At 40.0% G+C, this 23,251-nt stretch carries 15 protein-coding genes; 13 read left to right on the forward strand and 2 right to left on the reverse strand.

The genetic code is table 11. The features are described 5' to 3' along the window. Positions 1 to 216: 216 nt before the first annotated feature. From BV902_RS03245 to BV902_RS03305, 13 genes are all read left to right on the forward strand, one after another. On the forward strand, positions 217 to 597 hold the full coding sequence (locus tag BV902_RS03245; RefSeq protein WP_157625872.1) for a hypothetical protein: 381 nt from the start codon (positions 217 to 219) through the stop codon (positions 595 to 597). A gap of 184 nt (positions 598 to 781) precedes the next feature. Then, on the forward strand, positions 782 to 1,888 hold the full coding sequence (locus BV902_RS03250) for an efflux RND transporter periplasmic adaptor subunit (protein ID WP_075990761.1): 1,107 nt from the start codon (positions 782 to 784) through the stop codon (positions 1,886 to 1,888). A gap of 13 nt (positions 1,889 to 1,901) precedes the next feature. Further along, positions 1,902 to 6,452 carry an efflux RND transporter permease subunit gene (locus BV902_RS03255; RefSeq protein WP_075990762.1) on the forward strand — a complete coding sequence of 1,517 codons (4,551 nt, stop codon included), beginning with the start codon at positions 1,902 to 1,904 and terminating at the stop codon, positions 6,450 to 6,452. Positions 6,453 to 6,616: 164 nt separating this feature from the next. After that, positions 6,617 to 8,245, forward strand: coding sequence for a DUF6377 domain-containing protein (locus tag BV902_RS03260; protein WP_075990763.1), 1,629 nt, complete (start codon positions 6,617 to 6,619; stop codon positions 8,243 to 8,245). Positions 8,246 to 8,534: 289 nt separating this feature from the next. After that, the gene (locus BV902_RS03265) at positions 8,535 to 11,480 is read left to right on the forward strand and encodes a SusC/RagA family TonB-linked outer membrane protein (RefSeq protein WP_237241937.1); all 2,946 of its coding nucleotides are present in this window, start codon (positions 8,535 to 8,537) and stop codon (positions 11,478 to 11,480) included. 11 nt (positions 11,481 to 11,491) lie between these two features. Beyond that, positions 11,492 to 13,009, forward strand: a complete 1,518-nt coding sequence (locus BV902_RS03270; protein WP_075990765.1) for a RagB/SusD family nutrient uptake outer membrane protein — start codon at positions 11,492 to 11,494, stop codon at positions 13,007 to 13,009. Positions 13,010 to 13,088: 79 nt separating this feature from the next. Next, positions 13,089 to 14,561 carry a glycoside hydrolase family 30 protein gene (locus BV902_RS03275; RefSeq protein WP_075994601.1) on the forward strand — a complete coding sequence of 491 codons (1,473 nt, stop codon included), beginning with the start codon at positions 13,089 to 13,091 and terminating at the stop codon, positions 14,559 to 14,561. Between the two features lie 57 nt (positions 14,562 to 14,618). Further along, positions 14,619 to 15,956: a DUF5125 domain-containing protein gene (locus tag BV902_RS03280; protein ID WP_075990766.1), complete on the forward strand. Its 1,338-nt coding sequence runs from the start codon at positions 14,619 to 14,621 to the stop codon at positions 15,954 to 15,956. Between the two features lie 197 nt (positions 15,957 to 16,153). Next, positions 16,154 to 16,531: a hypothetical protein gene (locus BV902_RS03285; RefSeq protein WP_075990767.1), complete on the forward strand. Its 378-nt coding sequence runs from the start codon at positions 16,154 to 16,156 to the stop codon at positions 16,529 to 16,531. A 414-nt stretch (positions 16,532 to 16,945) separates the two neighbouring features. Further along, on the forward strand, positions 16,946 to 17,851 hold the full coding sequence (locus tag BV902_RS03290) for a hypothetical protein (protein ID WP_075990768.1): 906 nt from the start codon (positions 16,946 to 16,948) through the stop codon (positions 17,849 to 17,851). Positions 17,852 to 17,856: 5 nt separating this feature from the next. Then, positions 17,857 to 19,845 (forward strand): TonB-dependent receptor plug domain-containing protein, encoded by a 1,989-nt coding sequence (locus BV902_RS03295; RefSeq protein WP_075990769.1) that lies wholly within the window; start codon positions 17,857 to 17,859, stop codon positions 19,843 to 19,845. Between the two features lie 22 nt (positions 19,846 to 19,867). Further along, positions 19,868 to 20,716 carry an MbnP family protein gene (locus BV902_RS03300; RefSeq protein ID WP_075990770.1) on the forward strand — a complete coding sequence of 283 codons (849 nt, stop codon included), beginning with the start codon at positions 19,868 to 19,870 and terminating at the stop codon, positions 20,714 to 20,716. A 149-nt stretch (positions 20,717 to 20,865) separates the two neighbouring features. Further along, the gene (locus BV902_RS03305) at positions 20,866 to 21,888 is read left to right on the forward strand and encodes a cytochrome-c peroxidase (RefSeq protein WP_075990771.1); all 1,023 of its coding nucleotides are present in this window, start codon (positions 20,866 to 20,868) and stop codon (positions 21,886 to 21,888) included. A gap of 7 nt (positions 21,889 to 21,895) precedes the next feature. Here the strand turns inward: BV902_RS03305 and folP are convergent, their stop codons facing one another. Together folP and BV902_RS03315 are read right to left on the reverse strand one after the other, a co-directional pair. Continuing rightward, positions 21,896 to 22,738, reverse strand: coding sequence for a dihydropteroate synthase (folP, locus tag BV902_RS03310; RefSeq protein WP_075990772.1), 843 nt, complete (start codon positions 22,736 to 22,738; stop codon positions 21,896 to 21,898). 32 nt (positions 22,739 to 22,770) lie between these two features. Further along, positions 22,771 to 23,250: a DUF4920 domain-containing protein gene (locus BV902_RS03315; RefSeq protein ID WP_075990773.1), complete on the reverse strand. Its 480-nt coding sequence runs from the start codon at positions 23,248 to 23,250 to the stop codon at positions 22,771 to 22,773. Between the last annotated feature and the right edge of the window lies 1 nt (position 23,251).

The following is a 23,251-nucleotide window of genomic DNA, read 5'->3' on the forward strand; positions in this document are numbered from 1 at the left end:
GGAAAATAAAGATTGAGTTCTGATAGACAATAATGAATTCAATGATGATACTTTAGTTCTAAGTAATTGTGTCGACTGTTTAATTGATCTTTTAAGGTTTGTAGCTGAAACCATGAACATTACTTGTTTTTTGAAAACCATGACTGCTAATTTTTTAGGCTGTCATGGTTTTTTTACACGAATAAAATAATCTTAGCTATTTAAAGTCATACCTTTGTGATTCGAAATTTCGATATGTTGGGCAAAATATTTCATTTTTTAACACTCTTTGCATACCTTAATCTGTTGACCTATGAGTCTTTCTCCTCGGCAACCGGACAGGTGCTGCATGCAGGTGAGACCATTGTGGAGTATTTTCTGGATGACGTATTGGATTTGGAACCCATTCATTCTTCCCAAGAAGAAAAAGTACTATTGCAAGATGATTATCGTATATTTTCACTCAATAGTCAAGTACTACCAATTTTTATTTTTGTTTTTGGAATCGTCTTTACTGCATTATGTTTTGCAAAAGATGATGAACATCCTTTTTACCGATCTAAAACCCTATGCTTACCAGGGTATTATCGCTTCCTATCCCGTTTTAGGCCATTCTAGTTACGCTCCTCTAATTTTCTAGCGGAGGCTGCAACAATTTAGTTTTATTTCTATATATGGTATGGAAGGCTTTGGGCCGCTCTTTACGCTATAGAATTGCTGTAGCTCCCATCTAACACATTCTCCTAACGACTGATTTTAAAATACCGTAGGAGGGTTTAACATTTTACATTTTTTATCGTTTATGAAGAAATTACTTTTACTGTGCCTTTTCGTGGGTATGGTTGGGATGCTGGCTTCATGCCATTCATCCAACGCTAACGCTGATTCGAAAGAAGAACTCAAAAATATACCTGTAGTACCTTTAATGGTGATGGATACGACTGTTTATCAGGAGTATATTGCGGATGTTCAAGCCTTAAAAAACGTCGAAATTCGTTCCAAATTGAATGGCTTTTTGGATAAAATTTATGTAGACGAGGGGGCTTGGGTAAAGAAAGGCCAAATGCTGTTTAAGTATAATAATGAGGAATATCGTTCGGAATTAGCCAAGGCCAAAGCACAGTATGATAATGCCATTGCCGAAGCGCAAAAGATCAAGCTGGAAATGGAACGAACTCAAAAATTGGTTGACAAGAATATTGTAAGCTCTTCCGAATATAATTTATTAAAAATTCAATTAAAAGCGGCCAATTCTAAGATAGAAGAAGCCCGAGCTTTGGTTAATCAGGCACAGACAAGATTGGACTATACTGTTATACAGGCTCCTTTTGACGGCCGTATAGACCGTATCTTATTGAGAGAAGGCTCTTTATTGACCGAGGGTAGCTTAATTACGACGATCTCCGATTTAAGCAAAGTGAACGTTTATTTTGATATTTCTGAAAGAGAGTATCTGACACTTATGCGTGATAAACTGGACGGTAAGGAAACGCAAAAATCGGTCAAGTTAATTTTGGCCAATGGTGAGCTGTATCCACACGAGGGAATTGCCCATTTGGTAGAAAGTGAATTTGAAGCCAATACGGGATCCATTGCCCTTCGGGTTCAATTTCCCAATGCCGAGCATATCCTAAAGCATGGTGCAACAGGTAAGATTGCAGTGCCAATGCAGACAGGGGAACATACCTTTGTACACCAAAAATCAGTATTTGAAATTCAGGACAAGACATACGTTTATACTGTACAGGCAGATAGTACCGTAAAAATGACACCTTTTACAGCGGGCCCGCGTGTGGGGCATTATTACATTGTGGATGGAGGTTTAGATCCCAAGGCCAAGATTGTCTATGAGGGAGTCCAGAGTTTGCGTAGTGGAATGAAGATTAATCCAAAAATGAGGAAACTGTAGGGGAGGATAAATTATGTTTGAAACATTTATAAAACGACCCATATTGTCGTTGGTTATTTCGGTGTTTATTACACTTTTAGGGTTGTTGGCCTTATTTACATTGCCCATCACACAATTTCCGGACATTGTACCACCTTCGGTAGTCGTCAATGCCAATTATACAGGTGCCAATGCTGAGGTGAGTACAAATGCCGTCGCTATTCCTTTGGAAAAAGCAATCAACGGTGTAGCTGGGATGACTTACATGAATTCAGTGTCTACCAATAACGGCAGCACGGTTATTCAAATCTTTTTTGAAGTTGGTACAGATCCAGATATTGCAGCTGTAAACGTACAGAATAGGGTAACTACTGTATTGGATGAACTCCCTGAAGAGGTCATCAAAGCAGGGGTAACCACCGAAAAAGAGGTCAACTCCATGTTGATGTATCTGAATGTTTTTACCGATGATGAAACCGCGGATGAAAGATTCATTTACAATTTCGCAGATATCAACATTCTAAAGGAACTGAAACGGATCGAAGGTGTCGGTCTCGCTCAGATTATGGGAATGCGTGATTATGCGATGCGTGTATGGATTAAACCTGACCGTATGGCAGCTTATAATATCTCTACGGAGGATGTGGTGGCCGCATTACGAAAACAGAATATCGAGGCTGCGCCAGGACAAACCGGTATCAGTTCCGATAAAATGCGTAACATGCAACAATATGTATTGCGTTATCCAGGTAAATTCACTGAAATTGAGGAATATGCCAATATACCTATTCGAGCTACTTCAACTGGTTCTATTATCCGTATAAAAGACGTAGCAGATGTTGAATTTGGTTCATTGGATTATGAAATGGTATCCAAAACTGATGGACGTCCATCCGCATCCATCATGCTAAAGCAATTGCCGGGATCAAATGCACAAGAGGTTATTCAGCGTGTAAAAGACCGCATGGCAGAATTGAAACAAACGCAATTCCCGACTGGCATGACCTATACCATGGGTTATGATGTGTCGCGGTTTTTGGATGCCTCAATTTCTTCTGTCATCAAAACCTTATTGGAGGCGTTTCTTTTAGTTTTTATCGTTGTATTTATCTTTTTACAGGATTTTAGGGCGACTATTATACCAATTTTGGCTGTACCAGTATGTTTGATTGGGGCATTATTTTTTATGCAGATGTTAGGTTTCTCAATCAACCTGCTGACCTTGTTTGCCTTGGTACTGGCCATAGGTATTGTGGTAGACAATGGAATTGTCGTCGTCGAGGCTGTATATGCAAAGATGGAAGAAGAACATCTTCAACCTATGGAAGCCACATTGGAGGCAATGAAAGAAGTCGGTGGCGCTGTTGTGGCCATTACGTTGGTGATGTCTGCTGTGTTTGTTCCAGTTGCCTTTCTTTCAGGGCCGGTAGGGATATTTTATCGTCAATTTTCATTGACGCTCGCGGCTGCCATTGTTATTTCAGGTATCAACGCGTTGACATTGACGCCCGCTTTATGTGCGCTTTTCCTAAAATCGCCCCATGACCGTAAACCTTCGAATAACTGGTTGGACCGTTTCTTTAAAAAATTCAATGCCATTTATGACAAGACTGCCTTCGGCTATAAGGGAATTTTGGTAAAAACCAGTGCGCGACGTGGACTGACTCTCCTTCTACTTGGAGGATTCTTTCTAGCGACCTGGGGAAGTAGTGCCATCTTACCCTCAGGTTTTATTCCAACCGAGGATCAAGGAATGATCTATGTCGCTGTAACAACCCCACCGGGAGCAACCGTAGACCGTACAGAACGCGTTTTGGATAAAATTGACTCCGTATCACGGAAACTCGATATTGTTGAAACGGTCTCTACGTTGTCCGGTTATAGTATCATTACAGAAGTATCCGGTGCTTCCTATGGGATGGGGATGATCAATCTTAAACCTTGGAAAGAGCGAGATCAAACGGTAGATGATGTCATTAAAGAATTGCGGGATAAAACAAAGGATTTTGCTGATGGAGAGATTGAATTCTTTCCGCCGCCGACAGTTCCCGGTTTTGGTAACTCTTCGGGTTTTGAATTACGTTTATTGGACCGTAGCGGTAATGAGGATCTCAACAAGACGGCCGAGGTATTACAGAAGTTTATGGACGACATGGAAAAAAGTGATGTTCTTCAGGATATCAACTCCAGTTTTGATGTGAACTTTCCACAGTATATGCTGAAGGTGGACTACGATATGGCTGCAAAAAAAGGAATATCGGTGGAGAATGCCATGAATACGCTGCAGACCTTAATGGGAAGTCTTTACGCGACAAATTTCATCCGTTACGGACAGATGTATAAGGTCATGGTACAGGCCGGTCCCGAATATCGCCAAAGACCAGAAGATGTATTACGCTTATATGTGAAGAATGAGACGGGTGAGATGGTACCATACAATGCCTTTATTTCGATGGAAAGAATTTATGGTCCTGAACAAATTACCCGTTACAATATGTTTAGTTCAGCCATGATTACTGGACAGTCTTCAGCCGGTTTCAGCTCCGGGCAAGCTATCGAAGAAGTCGAGAAAATTGCTTCTTCTTTGCCGCAAGGGTATAGTATAGAATGGTCGGGGATGACTCGTGAACAGAAAATCTCCGGAAATCAGGCCTTGTATATTTTTGCACTCTGTCTTCTGTTTGTTTATCTGTTGTTATGTGCACAGTATGAAAGCTTTCTGTTGCCTTTACCTGTTCTGCTCTGTCTTCCGGCAGGGATCTTTGGTGCATTTATCTTCTTGAAAGTCTTTGGATTGGAAAACAATATCTATGCGCAGGTCGCATTGGTCATGCTGATTGGTTTGCTAGGTAAGAATGCGATCCTGATTGTGGAATATGCCAATTTGAAATATAAGCAGGGAATGGATATCGTGACCGCTTCAATCGAAGGAGCTGTTGCCCGTTTGCGTCCGATATTAATGACTTCCTTTGCATTTATTGCAGGTCTAATTCCCTTGATGATGGCCAGTGGAGCAGGAGCATTGGGTAACCGAAGTATCGGTACCGCTGCGGTGGGAGGAATGCTTATCGGAACCATACTCGGGGTAATTGTCATCCCGGGATTAGTGATCTTATTTTCAAAAAAAGACAACAAGAAACAGGTCGTTAAAAAAGCTTCTTTAGTCATAGCTGCACTTATTTTATTTGGTAGTTGCTCGGTTCCCAAAAAAACGCTTCAACCGGAGAAATTAAATGTACCGACTTCTTTTTCCCAACATCTTTCTCCAGATAGTTTAAATGTAGGAAGCCGGTCTTGGAAGGAAATTTTTAAAGATCCGAAGTTGGTTTCTCTAATTGATTCTGCGCTGCAGAACAATTTAGATATACGTCAATCCATTTTGCGGTTGGAATCTGCACAAGCGTATTTTAAACAACGGAAGGCGGCCTTGGGGCCAACTGTAGAGGCTGCAGTAGAAGGAGGAATTCGGAAATATGGGCATTATACAGAATCAGGAATAGGTAATTATGATTCAAATTTTTCGGAGAACTTGAAAAGTGATGAAAAATTGCCCGAACCATTTATCCCAGATTATTTTATAGGACTTCGTTCGTCCTGGGAGATTGATCTTTGGGGAAAGTTGAAGAGTCAAAAGCAGGCCGCTTATTTTAGCTTTTTAGCTGAGCAGGAAGGCAAGCGTCTATTAGAAACGGAATTGGTATCCAATATTGCGACAGCTTATTATGAACTAATTGCTTTGGATCAAAAGATAAAAGTTTACAATCGGAATATTGAATTACATAGAAATGCACTGGAGGTTGTTGAGGTGAAAAAAGATGCCGGTTATGCGACTGAACTTTCTGTGCAACAATTTAAAGCACTATTAGCCAACTCGAAAGCTGCCAAAGAACAATTGAGTCAGGAAATAGCACTTTGGGAACACCATATCAACGGCCTGTTGGGGCGTTTTTATCAACCTATTGTAAGAAGTACATATACCGAAAATGCAGATTTGTATCATGCAATGCGTTTTGGTACGCCAGATGATCTCGTGAACCAACGCCCAGATATTAAAGCCGCTTATTTGAAAGTCATTGCATCTTCGAATAATCAGGAAGCATCACGTTTGGCTTTTTTGCCTTCTGTTGCAATAAGTCCATTTATCGGATTACAGAGCTTTAGCTTTAACAAGTTATTTAATTTGGATAAATCTATTGCGTATAATTTATTTGGCGGTATTACACTGCCGATATTTAATCAAAGACAGCTTAAAACGCAGTATGAGATCGCGAAAGCAGATTATGGAATTGCGTTTGTAGACTATGAAAAAGCAGTTGTAAACGCTTATAACGAAGTTTCCAATGTTGTCATGACGCAAGAGGCGATCGTCAAACGACGTAGCTTTGTCGATGAACATGTTCAAGCGTTAAACCTCTCTATTGAAGCGGCACAGGAACTATTTATTGCTGGGCGGGTGACTTCTCTCGATGTCGTTACAGCACAAAAAGAGTCTCTGGAAGCCCAAATCGGAAAAGTAGAATTGGAGAAAGAGAATACTTTAAATCAGATTCTACTTTACAAAGCCTTGGGAGGAGGTTGGAAATAGGTGATTAAGGATTAAAAAGAAAACTATTTTTCATGCGATAAAGAATTAACTTGTTAATTCTTGGACCCTTAACTGGGTCAGGGGAAGAGGCCGTCGTGAGACGTCCTCTTTTTTGTTGTTATTTTTATGTAGTTTAGTCTACACTATCTTGAACCGATTTTATTATGTTGCAGCGCATTTTTCTTTTTATTCTTTTCGCACATTTTAGTCTTTACCTATCTGCACAAGTGGCTTCCGATAGCACCCGGGTTTTGCAACGATTGGAATATCTGATGGAAAATCAGAAAATTTACATCAAGAACCGTGAAGATAAATTGGAGAAATTAAAACAGGAGGCAAAAGCATTAGAAGGCAATCCCGCTCAATTTTTGAAGAAGAACTACGAAATCTTTGAAAATTATAAGAAGTTTGATTCTGACGCAGCGCTTACTTATATTTTACTGTGTCAAAAGCTCGCTCCACCGCTTAATGACTCCCTACAGGCAGTGATTCATCTCGATTTGGCCTGGGTGTATTCCACCATCGGACGGTATATAGAAGCTTCACAATTGTTGAAGCAAGTCGATCCCGCTCATCTAGGTAGGGAGCTTCTTGCCAAGTATTACGATACCTACAGCTCCTTTTATAGTCATTACGGTCAGAGCAATAATCGGTCAGAATATTACCAGGCAAGTGAAAAATATCGTGATTCTTTGTTAACGGTACTACCGAAGTCTTCCTTGGAATATCGTACCACCATTGCGATAAAAACGCTGTTTAACGGTAACCGGGAGGACGCTAAAAAGCAATTGTTAATCCTATGGAATGAGAATAAAAAGGATATTGAGCAGCGCGCGCTGATCGCCTATTTTATGGGGCTCATTTATAAATATGAAAAGGATACGAAAAGCCAAATTTACTACCTTTCAATATCGGCCAGTGCAGATATTGAAATGGCAAATCGTGATAACGCATCTTTTCATGATCTGGCGTTAACGTATTACGACCAACAGGATTTTGATCGGGCTTTTCAGTTTATTGAAAAAGCAATCGACGATGCGATGTTATGTAAAGTACGGTATCGCATTATTGAGGGGACCTCTTCTTATCCCATTATCAATGCCGCCTATCAGCAGAAAATCAGTAGTCAAAATCGACAATTGGTTGGACTGGTCATTATCGTTAGTATTTTATTGATCGGTGTCATTATTGGACTTGTTGTTATCTATAGACAGGTACAACATTTGCGGCGAATACGATCAGAATTGTCTGCCACAAATCAGCAGCTTCGCTCATTGAATAACGAAATTAACCAGACTAACCTTAAATTGTCGGAATCCAACCATATTAAAGAAGAATATATCGCCCAATTTTTTGACATGTGTTCGAGTTACATCGATAAAATGGAAGATATCAGAAAGGCATTACTGAAAAAAGCGACGAATCAGCAATGGGATGCACTGCGGGAACAGTTAAAGTCAACGCAAATGGAAGAAAGGGAAGTGCAGCAGCTTTATGTTAATTTTGATCGTATCTTTTTAAATCTATATCCAACCTTTGTTGATGAATTCAATGCACTACTTCAGGACGAGGAGAAGATCTATCCCAAAAAGACAGAATTGTTAAATACCGAACTTCGGATATTCGCATTGATTCGATTAGGGATCGATGATTCCGTGAAGATTGCAAGTTTCCTGCGATACTCGCTTCGAACGGTTTATAATTACAGAACAAAAGTACGGAATAAAGCCGCGGGAAATCGTGATGCTTTCGAGGCGGCTGTATGTCAGATTGCGGTGATCGACCGGGCATAAAATGTGCTATAATACCCGAAAATTAGCTATGTTAAAGACAATTGTACGCTCCTTTAGGTACTTTTTAAGGGTGTGTATTTTTTATAGGTATCTTGTTTTTAGTTATTTATGTTTTTTCTTCGGTACTTTTTAAGTACTAGCTCTTTTTTCTCCGTCAAGCTGATCTTAGTTTTGTTTTGAGCAATGAAGCAGGGGAAACTCATTGCCATTTTGGAATAACCAAAAGATTAAACAATAACCAATTTTTTTATTTCATATGATTTACTTTACACGAAAAGTTGCCTTTTCAATGGGGTTAGCTTTCTTGTTTACTTTGGTGAATTTGGTGTTTGCCCAAGACCGGATTCAAGTTAGTGGACGTGTCTTGGATGCCCAAGATCAGAAACCACTCTCAGGAGTAACCATTACACAAAAAGGAAGTAATAACGCAGTCTCCAGTAACGGAGATGGACGTTTTCAAATTTCAGCTAGCACGGGCAGTATACTCCAATTTACTTTTGTTGGCTACGACAGTAAAGAACTACCTGCCAACAGTACCATGATTGTCCAATTAAATTCCTCAACCAATTTGCTGGAGGATGTTATTGTAATCGGTTATGGTAGCGTGAAAAGAAAAGATGTCACGACTGCAATCTCTTCAGTTTCCACCAAAGACTTAGAAAAGAGACCCGTTACTAATTTTGGGCAAGCCATTCAGGGTAAAGCTGCCGGGGTCACTGTTATTCAGCCGAGTGGTCAGCCAGGTGCAGCACCTCAGATACAAATTCGCGGAATAACGTCTTTTAATAGTAATACCACTCCTTTGTATGTTGTTGATGGAGTTCCTGTGGAAGATATTAAGTTCTTGTCTCCTAATGATATCACGGATATTCAAATTCTAAAGGACGCGTCATCGGCAGCGATTTACGGCTCGCGTGGTTCGAACGGTGTTATCTTGGTTACGACAAAATCAGGAAAAGCCGGAGAAGCAAAAATTACACTGGGAACACAATGGACAGCCAATGTTGTCAATAACACGGTTAAAGTTTTAAATACCAGTCAATACAAAGATTTACAGGATGAAATAGGCATGATAAATCTGCCAGAGGGATTGTTGGATCAAACAGATTGGTTTAAAGAAACCTATAAGACGGGGATCCAACAAAATCATCAAATATCCGTCTCGGATGGCAATGAGAAGCTTCGCTATTATTTGGGTGGGGGATATTTGAATGAAAAAGGAACACTACAGGGATCCTTCTTTAGACGATATAATTTTCGTGCTAATATTGATAACCAAGTCCGAAAATGGCTAAAGGTGAATGCGAATATCAATTATTCCGATAACAATGATAATGGAATTACCTCAGGATTGGGTTCTAACCGTGGGGGGGTAGTTACATCGGTGATTACAACACCAACCTACGCGCCTGTATGGGATCCAACCAATCCGGATCGATTCTATAATAATTTCTATGGGATCAACAACATCACCAGTCCTTTGGAAAACCTAGCCCGGACAAGAAATAATAATAACCGCGAAAACCGACTTGTTGCCACAGGAAGTGCACTGATTTCTTTTATGCCTAATTTAACTTGGAAAACTGCGTTTTCATTAGATAGAAGATCAGGTGTGATGACGACCTTTTTGGACCCTTGGACAACAGCTTGGGGAAGAAACCAATTCGGGGAGGCTTCAGATATTCGTAATACAAATACCGTGTTGACTTGGGACAATTTCTTGACGTACACGAAGAGCTTTGGAAAGCATAATTTGGAAGTAATGGGCGGTTCGTCATGGACAGATTCCAAGTACTCCAGAAGCTATATCTATGGTTCAAACTATGCAAATGGAATCATTGAGACACTTAATGCGGCAAACAAAATCTCTTGGGATAGAACAGGATCTACAGCATCCAACTGGGGGATTATGTCCTATTTCGCCCGCGCAATGTATAACTACGATGGCAAGTATTTATTGACCGCAAATATGCGTGCCGATGGTTCTTCGAAGCTGAGTCCGGAACGTCGCTGGGGGTATTTCCCATCGGTTTCAGCTGCATGGAGAATCTCTTCTGAAGACTTTATGAAAGATGTAACCTGGATAAACGACTTTAAAATCCGTGGCGGATGGGGACAGACAGGTAATCAATATGGATTAGGTGATTATGCGTACCTGCAATTGAGTGGGATCCAACGTCAACAGTGGTTCGTTGAGGGAAAAGACAATTCATTGCCAAATATCAATAAGCCAACAATCTTAAGGGCGAAAGACTTGACTTGGGAAACGACAAGTACAACCAGTATTGGTTTTGATATCACGATGTTGAATAATCGACTCAGCATCAGTGCAGATTATTACAACAAGGATACGAAAGATCTTTTAATGAATGCAAGTTTGCCCGCAGGACAGCAAGCAACCACAATCCAAAGAAATGGTGGCAGGTTGAATAACCATGGTTTTGAATTTGCGGTAAATTCAAAAAATCTGACCGGAAACTTGACTTGGAATACCGATTTTAATATTTCTTTTAACAGAAATAAACTGAAACAACTGGATCTACAACAAGTGTACTACGATGTAAAGACAAACGATTATGTCAATGATTTTGTCGTGAAGAATGAGCCAGGAAGATCACTTGCAGGATTCTTCGGTTATATCTCTGATGGTGTAAACCCTGAAACCGGCGAACTCATGTACCGCGACTTGAATGGCGATGGAAAGATTTCATCGAGCGACCGTACATATATCGGTAATCCTCTTCCAAAGTTTGTCTATGGTATGACAAACAGCTTCTCCTGGAAAAATTTCGACCTCAGTATATTTATTCAGGGAACTTACGGAAACGATATCTTCAATGCGAGCCGCATGGAAACAGAGGGGATGTATGATGGCCGAAATCAAACTACTGTTGTATTGGATCGTTGGCGTGTACCGGGACAGATTACCAACGTTCCGAAAGCTGGGTTTGACATGAAAAATTCAACTTATTTTGTTGAAGATGGTAGTTATTTGCGGATGAAAAATGTTTCCCTAGGCTATTCCATTTCTCCCGAGAGACTGAAACGTATTGGTATCCATAAAATTCAGCCTTATCTATCTGTAAGTAATCTATTTACCTTGACTAAATATTCCGGTATGGATCCCGAAGTAAACCAATATTCCGGCGGATCTGATTCCAGAATCCAGGGTATTGATTGGGGAACCTATCCACAGAATCGTTCATTTGTTTTAGGTCTTAATATTGAGTTTTAATTGTCTGTATCATGAAAAAATATATAAGTAACGCTCTTTCTTTGCTAACCGGCTCTTTGTTTTTATTTTCTTGCTCTTTGAACCGTGATCCACTTTCAGATTATTCGGATGTTAGTCAAGGAAAGACAGAGACAGGAACGCAGATTGTTTTCAAGAACAAAGCCGAAGTTGAAACTTATTTGGCCGGAATTTACCAGCAGATGAAAGATCGGCAGGAACATTGGTATCTCGACCTCCTCTTGATTGGCGATTCGCACGCCGATAATTCCTATGCTGGAACAACCGGAGCGGAAGTTGTACCTTTTGAAAATAATTCTATTGAAGGGTCTAATTCTGTGGTTGACCGGGATTGGGGAAGATATCTGGAAGATGTTGGACGTGCAAATCGATTGATCATTTATGTGGATAGTGTCGCCGATAAATCGGTGAGCGATACAGAAATTAGGACTTATAAAGCACAAGCTAAACTATTCAGAGCATTGGCGATGTTTGATATGGTCCGTATATTCGGATCTATCCCTGTCATCACCACAATTGCACCCGATATTACCGGTGATAATGTCAATGAAGTTTATCCGCAATATTTTCCAAAACAAGCTACCGAAGAAGAAGCTTATAAGCAGATCGAAAAAGATTTGATGGATGGATTGGCTGATGCACCAGCCAACAATAATGGGAATAAAACTTTATTTACCAAATCCGTAGCACGAGCTATGCTGGCAAAGATCTATGCCGAAAAACCAATTCGCGATTATGCTAAGGTTATTCAATTTGTTGACGCATTGACTGCGGATGGTTTTGATCTGAATACCAATTACTCGGATTTATATGCAATGAATGCAAGCAACACCGATCTTGCGCAACGGAATACGAAAGAATCGATTTTGGAGGCACAGTTTACTTCAGGTGGAGGTAACTGGGCGACTTGGATGTTTGGACGGGATTTGTCCAATTATGATAATAACTTCACATGGGCAAAATGGATAACCCCATCACGGGATTTGATACAAGCATATACGAATGAAGGAGATCAGATTCGTTTGGGGCAATCTATTGTCTATTATTCCACTACTTGGAGCAACTATTATCCTTCCAATCATTATCCATTCATGTTTAAACTGCGGTCTGCATTTAATAGTATTGTCAAGCTTCGTTACGCAGATCTTTTATTGCTTAAGGCAGAAGCTTTAATTCAACAGGGATCAGATTTGTCCGGCGCAGCAGACATTATTGACAAAATTCGCACACGTGTTAAATTACCAAAATTGTCAACTGCGATACGTTCAAATAAGGATGCTTTATTAGATGCTTATTTGAAAGAACGTCGTCTGGAATTAGCCTTCGAAGGACAACGCTGGTTCGATCTTGTGCGCTTGGACAAGGTGGAATCTGTCATGAATACGGTCTATGCAAAAGACGCTGGAAGAAAGGCACAGGTGTATCCCTTCACGAAGAACTCTTACCGTTTACCGATTCCGCAACCAAAAATTGATCAGAATCCTAATCTAGTTCAGAATCCGGGGTATTAATTGATTTAACAAGTGGAATCCCCCATCTGATGGATGGAGACAAATATATTAACAGATGAAACGTAATAATAAAAAAACTATGATATATACATTCTTGTTGTCCTGTCTAGTGACGGCAACATCTTGTAACCGTGACAGCTATACACCTTCGCAAGGTGATGAAATTAAAAAAAGGGGTGATGTTACCATTTATACGACGACAGGCAGTCGGTCTTTGGATTTTGGAAAGCGCTTTGTTGATTTCAGCTCCAAATTTAATATGTCGCCCAATACAATTACGCTAGATCCTACTAAGAAATTCCAGACGATGGACGGCTTCGGTGCAGCCATCACAGGCTCAACATGTTATAATTTAATGAAAATGAGTAAGGAAGATCGGACAAAATTCCTTACAGAGACTTTTTCAGATAAAGATGGAATGGGAATGAACTATATCCGTATTGCTATTGGATGTTCCGACTTCTCTTTGAGTGAATATACCTGTTGGGACAAAGAAGGAAAGGAAAATTTTGGATTGCAGTCTGAAGAGACCCAATATATCATTCCGGTGCTTAAAGAAATACTTGCTATCAATCCATCCATAAAAATCATGGGCTCCCCATGGACTCCACCGAAATGGATGAAGGTTAACAACCTAACTGATTTAAAGCCCTTTGATTCATGGACCAGTGGTCAGTTAAATCCAAAATATTATCAGGACTATGGTTGGTATTTCGTTCAATGGATCCAGGCACTGAAGAAAGAAGGCATTAATGTTTATTCGATTACTGTTCAAAATGAACCATTGAATAGAAAAAATTCCGCTTCGCTTTATATGTCATGGCAGGAACAACAGGCTTTTGTCAAACAAGCTTTGGGCCCGCAATTAAAAGCGGCTAACTTATCAACAAAGATCTATGCATTTGATCATAATTATAACTATGATAATATTGCCGATCAGTCTGATTACCCAGTAAAGATTTATAACGATGCCGGAGCAGCTTCATTCTTCGCCGGAGCGGCGTACCATAATTATGGTGGGGATAAAGCTGAACTTATTGATATTCATAATCAACGCCCAGACAAGGAATTGGTATTTACGGAAACATCCATTGGGGAATGGAATGATGGACGCAATCTTGAAAAACGTTTGATGGAGGATATGCGTGAAGTGGCTCTCGGTACAGTGAACAATTGGAGTAAGGGGGTTATTGTATGGAACCTGATGCTTGATACTGACAAAGGGCCAAATCGCGAAGGTGGCTGTCAGACATGTTATGGCGCCGTGGATATTAGTAAGGCAAATTATAAGAATATAACGCGCAATTCGCATTACTATATTGTTGGTCATCTTTCTTCGGTTGTCAAATCAGGAGCCTCGCGGATTGGTACTTCTGGGTATACAGCAGAAGGGCTAGTTTATACAGCCTTTCAAAATACAGATGGGACCTACGCTATTGTTCTGTTAAACGAGTCGGAAGATAGCCGTAAAATTACCGTCGCAGACGGTAAACATCATTTTAGCTATGATGTGCCAGCTAAATCGGTTGTTTCTTACCGTTGGACCTATTAACTGGAGGATGATAAACCCTAAGCGCTATCACATTGATAGCGCATAAATTATGAACAAATGAAAAGATATCTCATCAATATACTATTGGGAACTGCTGCTATTACTGCAGTTAGTTCCTGTAAAAAGGATGAAAAATATACCTATCAAATAGGGGATCCTAAAATCGAATTGAAATCGCCTATCTCGGCTGCAAATTTTGGGGATAGTCTCGAGTTTCAGGTCCATGTGTCGGATAGTGAAGTTGCGCTGTCTACTGTTAAAGCACAATTGTATTTTACAGACGACAAGGTAACAGAAACCGTCATCCGTACCAAACAAAATGGAGACTATGCTGGAAAAATTTATGTTCCGTTCTTGAAAGATATTCCCGATGGAAAAGCAACCCTTAAGTTTGTCTTACAGAATATTAGCCAAAAAATAACGGAACAATCTTTTGATATTAATCTGAGCAGACCCGACTTTCCATATTTAACTTTAGTCACAGAATCCAAATCCTATCGCATGGAAAAGGTAGGACGTAATCAATATGCGGCAAAAGAAAATTTTGCAGCTGAGGTAAAAGGCTATATTCAAGCGCCAAAAGTAGGTACACAGGGCAATGCGATGAATTTTGGTTGGGTCAATAATGTTATTAACTTGGGGTCTACCGCTGAAATTCCTTTTTCAAATTCAACCTCTGGTGTATATCCAATTCAATTTAATACATTAACATTTCAGGCATCTCCATTTATTGTTGTACTGCTAAATGGATCGCAGTTCAGTCGACTGGATGATAAACATGCTAAAGTTGAACTCGAGCTGGCTCAAGGGAAAACGACGACTTTTGAAGGGATTGCGGATCTGCAAGATTGGTGGATCGATCCAGATTTCTTTACCAAAGCGGCCGATGGAAGCCTATCGTTTAAAGGATCAACTGGAAAATACCGTGTTACAGCAGACTTTAACTTAAAATACTTTGTGGTTGAGGCGATGACAGGCAATGATTTGGCAAAACTACAAGATGATGGATCTGGTGCTGTGTGGATTATTGGTGAGGGAATTGGAAAGCCTAAAGTATCCAGTAACCAAGTGGGCTGGAACACGGATAAAGCGCTTTGTCTGGTTCCACTAGGTAACAAGAAATACCAGATAACTGTTAAGGCAGGAGAGTCTATAAATTCTGATAACATCAACTTCAAATTTTTTCATCAAAAAGGATGGGGAGGTGAATTTGGGGGTACAGATGTGACAACCTCAAATGATATCGTCTTTGTGGGGGATGGCAAGAATGGTCGTGATTCAGGCAATCTGGGTATCAAAACGGGTAAAGTTTTAGAGGCAGGTAAAACCTATGTTTTTACATTGGATTTAACTGCCGGCAATAAGAAAGCGGTTTTGACGGTTGAATCAAAATAATTGAAATTGAGTTTTATAAGTCCTAGGTAGTAGTCTGCCTAGGACTTTTTCTTTTAAATAGCATTTGTTTATTCCAAAATTCATTTGTTATATTTGCCCAAACTCAAGATGAATCATCATGAGCTCGATTTGGTAAGTTTACAAGATAAAGAAGTAATCTTAAGGATGTAAGCTGCTATTGAGAATAAAATATTCGAATGAAAATCAGACTGTTTATATGGATTCTATTACCCTTGATGCTCCTGCAGAGCTTCTCAACGGTATGGCTATGGACAGTTTTCGAGTTGAATCGAGATTATATCGCACGTTACGAATGTATCAATCGCTTTAACGATAATGCGCTTGCCTGTCGAGGCCAGTGTATTTTGATGAAGAAAATGCGCGAGCATGAGGAAAAGGAACAAAAAAATCTTGAATTACGTATTATTGATGTTGTTTTTATAAATAATACGCAAGATTTTACTTTTAAAAACACGGCTCTTTATGAAGACACTGTGGAGCGCCTGCTTCCAGTATATAAAGAAGATTATTCCTATAATCCCATCTTTACAATATTTCACCCCCCTTTGGTTTAAATCCAGTTAATATTTTATTTGATTAAGTAGTCGATCACTTAAGATGGATTACAAGGTATGCTAAGATTTCCTTCGCGTTATAATTTCGCTGTGAAACTGCTTTTAGTGATGCTTTGTCCATAAAATCGATCTTTCGGTTAAGCTATTTATTCAATAACGATTTATTTCAATGAAACCTTCTTAATTATTTGGGCTACATCGCGGTGTGGATCCGAATCATTTGAATATTGATAATAGCTAATAATCTGTTTAATATCAGTATGATGGTTTCATTTCGCTAGAAGTTGAATGGAGCGCATCTATTACGATGAAATATATCCGTTCGTCACAATAGGATATCATTTTGATTTATTGCCTGAGTTCCGGAGCTCACGCAATAAATCGGATAGCTTCCTAACAAATGAAAAATTATAGATGAGAGATTTATTTATAAAAAAAGTGGTTTTTTATAGCGCGATTATATCCTTTCTCCTAATCGCTTGTACAAAGGAGAAAACAGACTATGAGGCAGAACGTGGAAATAATGTAGCGGAGAATACGGAGTTTAAAGAGGTTACAAGCCTTGTTTCGTCAGGGTATAGTATTCGTATTGAGGCTCTAGGTGGGGTATTGTATCGCGGTTATAATGATATCCGCGTAATAATCAATAAGCAGCAAAATAACGAACCTGTCGCCGTTTCCTCAGTCAAATTGCTTCCAGTCCAAACCAATGTGCAAGGAATGAAAATTGTTTGTCCGCACCAGTCCGAAATGGACTACACGTTGGATGGTCGCTACTTTTCGGGTTACAGTGTGTTTACAGATGAAAGTTCTGCAGCAGTAAACTGGAGTTTGGAAATCGATTTTACAATTGGTGGTCAGACCTTCACCGCTACACAACATGTAACTGTGAAGCCGCAGGTAAATAAAAATCGTAACCTAACCACTTTCACTGGGAAAGATGGCGAACAGTATTTAATCGCCTTGATTGCTCCTTGGAAACCAACTGTTTCTGAAAATAAACTGGTCGCCGGGATTTATAAGTTGGACGCTGCACAATTGTCTTATACGGCAGTCAATGGATATACCTTACAATTGGATCCGCGTATGCCAGAACCTTCGATGGGGAACCATTCTTCGCCCAATAATAAGGACTTGGTACAACAGGCCGACGGATTGTACCATGGTGTTGTGAATTACACAATGACAGGTAACTGGACATTGAATTTTATTTTGGTCAACCAAAATGGAAGGGTAATAGCAGGAACAGAGGTGCCCAAGGACTTTACACCGGGTGTAGAAGGTCGTAAAAGTGAGTTATACATTGATATTCTATTCTAGAGGCTATGAGGAAGATAAGTATTATTCTCTTTATGTTGTCTTTGGGATGGAACGTACACGGACAAAACAATCCTGTTACCCGCGATACAACGAGACGTCTAGCCGAGGTTACAGTCAATGCAGCTGCCAAAAAGAGGATTGAAAACGATCTGAAGATGACAGTTTCTGTGGATGAATATTTGGCTTCTGCAAGTAATATCAGCTTCATAAAACGTGGTGCCTATGCTTGGGAACCCCTGCTCAATAATATGAGTAGCGAGCGTTCGACAATTACGATCGATGGGATGCATGTCTTTGGAGCATGTACGGATAAAATGGACCCGATAACCTCGTATGTAGAAAGTAATAACCTTGCTGCAATAGATATTAAATCGGGGCAGGAAGGTAATCTGCATGGTGCTACGGTCGCTGGCAGTATAGATCTGAAAAGAAGGAATACTGCGTTTGGTCTGCAGAAAAAAATTGGCGGAGCCTATCAGACAGGTTTTGAATTCAATAATAAGCAGACTTTCAATCTTGGGAATTTATATTACTCAAGTGACAAATTTGTGGCAGATGGAAGTATTGCCTTCCGGAAGGCTGGAAATTATTATGATGGAAATGACGATGAAGTACGGCATTCGCAATATAATAAATTCAATGCGTCGTTGGGTTTGGCCTATAAAACGAGTCCGCTTTCTGCTGTTCGGGTAGATGCTATTTTTGATCGTGCAAAAGATGTGGGATTTCCTGCTTTGCCAATGGACTTATCCTTATCCAGAGCGATCATCACTTCCGCTGCATACAAACAGTTGTTTGAAGAGGGCTTGGTAAAAGTATGGGACACCAAAGTTTATTTCAATGCAGTTGAGCACTATATGGATGATGCGACCCGTCCGGAAAATTTGGTCCATATGGATATGCCAGGCTGGAGTACGACCTACGGTCTTTTATCTAAAATTAATCTGCAGAAAGAGCGCTATTCTTCGGAAATACAGGTAAATGCTTACGATAATCTATCGATAGCTGAGATGCGCATGTACCCGCAGGATCGATCCAAACAGACCATGTTTGCCTATAGTTGGCCATGGGTAACCACCCGTTTTGCAAGTGTAGCCATGAATAACGCGTTAGATCTTTCTGATATCAGTAGACTTGTCTTTGGAGGTTCATTGGGTTTGAACTATAACTATTCGAAATACGTTGAATTCAACTGGATCTTCCATCCTGGTTCTCCACAGAAGAAAAATAGATTTCTGCCGAGCCTACATGCTAGCTATCAGTTAAATATTGGTCAGTTTGACTTTTCCTTAGGAACAGGGTTTGGGCATCGTGCTCCCTCTGTTTCGGAGGCTTATGGTTATTACATTTACAACAGTTTCGATCGTTATGACTATATCGGAAATCCGGATTTAAAAAATGAAGTTTCTTATGAAGCCAATGCCAGTGCCGGGTTTAAGACCGGAAGGTTAAGCATTGGGGCCAAGGCCAATTATTTCTTTATCCAAGACTACATTATTGGCCGGATTTTGAGTTTGGGTAGCCCGATGAACTATCAATCGGTAGGCGTGAAAGGCTATACCTCTTTAGATCATGCGACTCTGTTTAATCTGGCACTCAATGCGCAATATCAAATTTTGCCAGGTCTAGATTGGAAAGCCGTACTTACCTACGCCAGAGGGCAAGACAATATGGGCGGAAACCTGCCTTTTATACGTCCCTTAAGTTATCAAACATCATTGCATTACCGATACAAAATGATCGGTGTGCAAACTTCAATGAACGGGGACTTTAGCCAGGTCAATTTTAGCCCTGAATACGGAGAGGACCAAACCGCATCCTATAAGATATGGAATGTTTCGGCAGACTATACCTTCACTATTGGAAAATTAAATGCCGTGTTTCAGGTCGGTGCGGAGAACCTCTTCAATGAATACTATAGTACCTATGCAGATTGGGGAAATATACCTCGCATGGGTAGGAATATTTTTACATCCTTAAAAATCAATTTTTAAATACCTTAAAACTTAGAATAAAATGAAAAAAAATGCAATTAAACTCCTGATGATTTCTTTGGTTATGGTTTCTTGTAGCAAAAGTGAAGATGTCGCCAACAGTGTTAACTTACATTTCAACAATACATTTAAAAATACAACAATTGTGCTGGGTAATGCAGATTCACCAGCTGCCTCGACAAATACATCAGCCAGTGGACAACTGCATCAGTTTTCTGAACTGAAGTATGTAATTAGCAATATCAGGCTTATTAAAGCCGATGGATCTGAAATCCCTTATAATGTAAATGATCTGGATAAAGGGGCTGCAGTGATTGATCAGGCGAAAGCGGCAACTTTAAATTATGTGCTGAGTAATATACCTGTTGGAGATTATAAACAGATCAAATTCGGTTTGGGGGTAAAACAGGAAATAAATACGTTGGATCAACTGAGATTCCCAGTTTTCTATGCAACAGCAGGGGCTAATGACACCAAAATGCACTGGGAATGGGGGACAGGTTACCGATTTACGAAATTGGAAGGCTTTTATGGTGCTGATCATAAAGAGTTGTCTATTCACACAGGAAGTACGATCAACGGAACAAATGGTGATGAATCCACTTATAAACAGGGGGTAGATGCTTATCGGGATATTACGTTGAATTTACCTTCCTTAGTTACTGTTGGAAAAAGTGTACCACAGATTAATATCAAGGCGGATTTCGATAAGCTCTTAAGCGGGAAAACGAATACCATTACATTGGGTGCCAACAATGCTGTGCCTAGTATTCATTCTGCAGTGGAAATGGTGAAGTTTGTTGATAATCTCGGTGGTAACGGTAGCAGTGATACAGCTGGGATGTTCACTGTTGAGAGTGTTTCTAACTAAATTTTACGTAAATGGCTATGATCTTGAATGAGGTTGTAGCCATTTGCTGAAAATACGTTGTGCATAAAAAAAAAGAACGCCGTCTGATTGTACCATGATTTTCGAATGTGCATTCTGAATATTCATCAGCCATTGATAAAAATAAAAGGATGAAAAAAGTCATCTTAATCCTGACAGTTATAGTGATTGCTTTATCCTGTAGTAGGGATGATATCGTTGAATCTACGCAGGAAGACAACCCAACAGTCACGTTCAGTATTCCTGCGGATTTTCCGAGTCTGAATAATACATTTAATAGCAATAAGCCAACAAAGTATGGTGTTGAATTGGGTGAAAAGCTATTTCATGAAAAAAGATTCAGTGGAAATAATACGATATCATGTGCCAGTTGCCATAATCCCTCATTGGCTTTTTCCGATGGAAAGATGCAGGCAGTGGGTATAGATGATCGTGTCGGATTTCGGAACACTCCACCTTTGCAGAATTTGGCTTTTATGAAATTTTATAATTGGGATGGCAATATACTCGAACTGGAAAAGCAACCTTTAGTGCCAATTATCACGCATGAGGAGATGAACTCCTCTATTCTGGAGGTTATCGGTAAAATTAATGGGGATTTTGACTACAAAGTATTGTTCAAGAAGGCTTTTGGCGATGAGAATATTACACCGGAACGAATTTATAAAAGCATTGCCCAATATGAGTATACTTTAATTTCGGCCGACAGTAAATATGATCAGGTAAAACGAGGTGAAGGGGAACAATTCACGATTGAGGAAGAACGGGGGTATCAGCTGTTTAAGTTGAAATGTGAAAGCTGCCATGCAACAGAATTATTTACCGATCAGAGTTTTAGAAATGTAGGGTTTCCTTTAAATAAACATCCAGATGAGGCCGGGCGAGCACGTATCACAGGTATTGAAACGGACTATATGGCTTTTCGGGTACCTTCTTTAAGAAATGCGGAATATACAGCGCCTTATGGAAGTTTTGGGCAGTTCCCAACGTTGAAATCTGTCCTGGATTATTTTGACAAAGGTGTTTTGGATGCAGCTAACCTTGATCCGATTCTTAAAGAAAATGGCAAAAGAATTCCGATGACAGAAGACGAAAAAGAAGCTATCATAGCTTTTATTAAAACATTAAGTGATCCCAAATTTGTAGGCAAATAATGCTGATTTATGAATAGAAGAGATCAAGCAATTGTTTCGCTTCTTTCACATCATGTACGCGGAGAATTTGTACCCCTCTTTCGAGAAGTAAGGTATTTAAAGCGGTGGTGCCATTTAAAGCTTCTTGGGCGGTGATTCCGATTTTTTTATAAATCATGGATTTACGGGATATTCCGCCCAAAATTGGTAATTCGAAGTAGTGAAGTTCATTGACACGATAGAGCAACTCATAGTTCTGTTCGACTGTCTTTGCAAAACCAAATCCTGGATCAAGAATAATGTCTTTCACCCCCATACTTCTTAGTGTCGCAATGCGGTCACCTAAAAAGGTGGCTACGTCAGTTACAATATCTGTATAATCTGTTTTTTCCTGCATATTTTCGGGAATACCGCGCATATGCATGAGAATATAAGGAACTTGATATTTTGCTACCGTGGCGAACATGTTATCATCGAGTGTACCTCCCGAAACATCATTTATGATGTGCACTCCCGCATCGATTGCAGCAGCAGCAACGTCTGCCCTAAAGGTATCTATTGATAAAATAGCGTCAGGAAATGCATTTTTAATTGCTCGAATAGCGGGAAGAGCTCGATTCATTTCCTCCTGAGATGAAATTAATGGAGCGCCCGGACGTGAGGAATATGCGCCAATATCAAGAATTTGAGCACCTTCAAGCAATAGCTTCTTTGCTTTCTCTACCGCAAGTTCGACGGTTGTATTGTCACCTCCGTCATAAAAAGAATCTGGAGTCACATTGAGTATCCCCATAATAATGGGCTTTTCGAAGGTCATTAAGGTACCATCGACCAGTATGGAGTGACAGGGGGAAGTGTGGAATCTTTTCATCAGAACAATGCTAGGTTTGGTGTGAGAACGCCTTATTTGACAACCAAAACACCGTCAGCAATAATGCTAATATCTTTTTTAGGTTGTGTAATCTGGTCTATTTCAGACTGTGATTTACCAAGATCCTTTGCCGCATGTTGTAACGATGCTACAGAAACTTCCTTTTTCTTTGCGATACCCTCGACAACAACCGTTTTGCCGACAATGTCTGCTGGCATGAAGAAACCATAGTCTTTAAAACGGACGGTAATCGGCTCTTCGCCTTCCCGTTGCAGGGTCATGAAACAGCCTTTTTTCTTACATACCTCAACGACCTTGCCTGTCACCTGTCCGTTGAATGCGTTCTTTTGCGTGAGTTCTTTTTCAAGCTTTGCCACTGAAATCGCATTGGATGCAGAGATTTCTTTGCCATATTTTACACCAGGCTTGGCGGCGGGAATATCCTTTTGCTGTGCGAAAGATAAATTGGTAACAGCAAATGCTAATGCAAAAAATAAAACGATCTTTTTCATG

It is taken from the genome of Sphingobacterium sp. B29 (assembly GCF_001952815.1).
GTDB classification, from domain to species: Bacteria; Bacteroidota; Bacteroidia; order Sphingobacteriales; family Sphingobacteriaceae; genus Sphingobacterium; species Sphingobacterium siyangense.

Coding starts and splice junctions, on each gene's coding strand:
- BV902_RS03280 (WP_075990766.1), top strand. CDS start 14,619: ATGAAAAGATATCTCATCAATATACTATTGGGAACTGCTGCTATTACT.
- BV902_RS03265 (WP_237241937.1), top strand. CDS start 8,535: ATGGGGTTAGCTTTCTTGTTTACTTTGGTGAATTTGGTGTTTGCCCAA.
- BV902_RS03305 (WP_075990771.1), top strand. CDS start 20,866: ATGAAAAAAGTCATCTTAATCCTGACAGTTATAGTGATTGCTTTATCC.
- BV902_RS03285 (WP_075990767.1), top strand. CDS start 16,154: ATGAAAATCAGACTGTTTATATGGATTCTATTACCCTTGATGCTCCTG.
- folP (WP_075990772.1), bottom strand. CDS start 22,738: ATGAAAAGATTCCACACTTCCCCCTGTCACTCCATACTGGTCGATGGT.
- BV902_RS03295 (WP_075990769.1), top strand. CDS start 17,857: ATGAGGAAGATAAGTATTATTCTCTTTATGTTGTCTTTGGGATGGAAC.
- BV902_RS03275 (WP_075994601.1), top strand. CDS start 13,089: ATGATATATACATTCTTGTTGTCCTGTCTAGTGACGGCAACATCTTGT.
- BV902_RS03255 (WP_075990762.1), top strand. CDS start 1,902: ATGTTTGAAACATTTATAAAACGACCCATATTGTCGTTGGTTATTTCG.
- BV902_RS03315 (WP_075990773.1), bottom strand. CDS start 23,250: ATGAAAAAGATCGTTTTATTTTTTGCATTAGCATTTGCTGTTACCAAT.
- BV902_RS03300 (WP_075990770.1), top strand. CDS start 19,868: ATGAAAAAAAATGCAATTAAACTCCTGATGATTTCTTTGGTTATGGTT.
- BV902_RS03260 (WP_075990763.1), top strand. CDS start 6,617: ATGTTGCAGCGCATTTTTCTTTTTATTCTTTTCGCACATTTTAGTCTT.
- BV902_RS03270 (WP_075990765.1), top strand. CDS start 11,492: ATGAAAAAATATATAAGTAACGCTCTTTCTTTGCTAACCGGCTCTTTG.
- BV902_RS03290 (WP_075990768.1), top strand. CDS start 16,946: ATGAGAGATTTATTTATAAAAAAAGTGGTTTTTTATAGCGCGATTATA.
- BV902_RS03250 (WP_075990761.1), top strand. CDS start 782: ATGAAGAAATTACTTTTACTGTGCCTTTTCGTGGGTATGGTTGGGATG.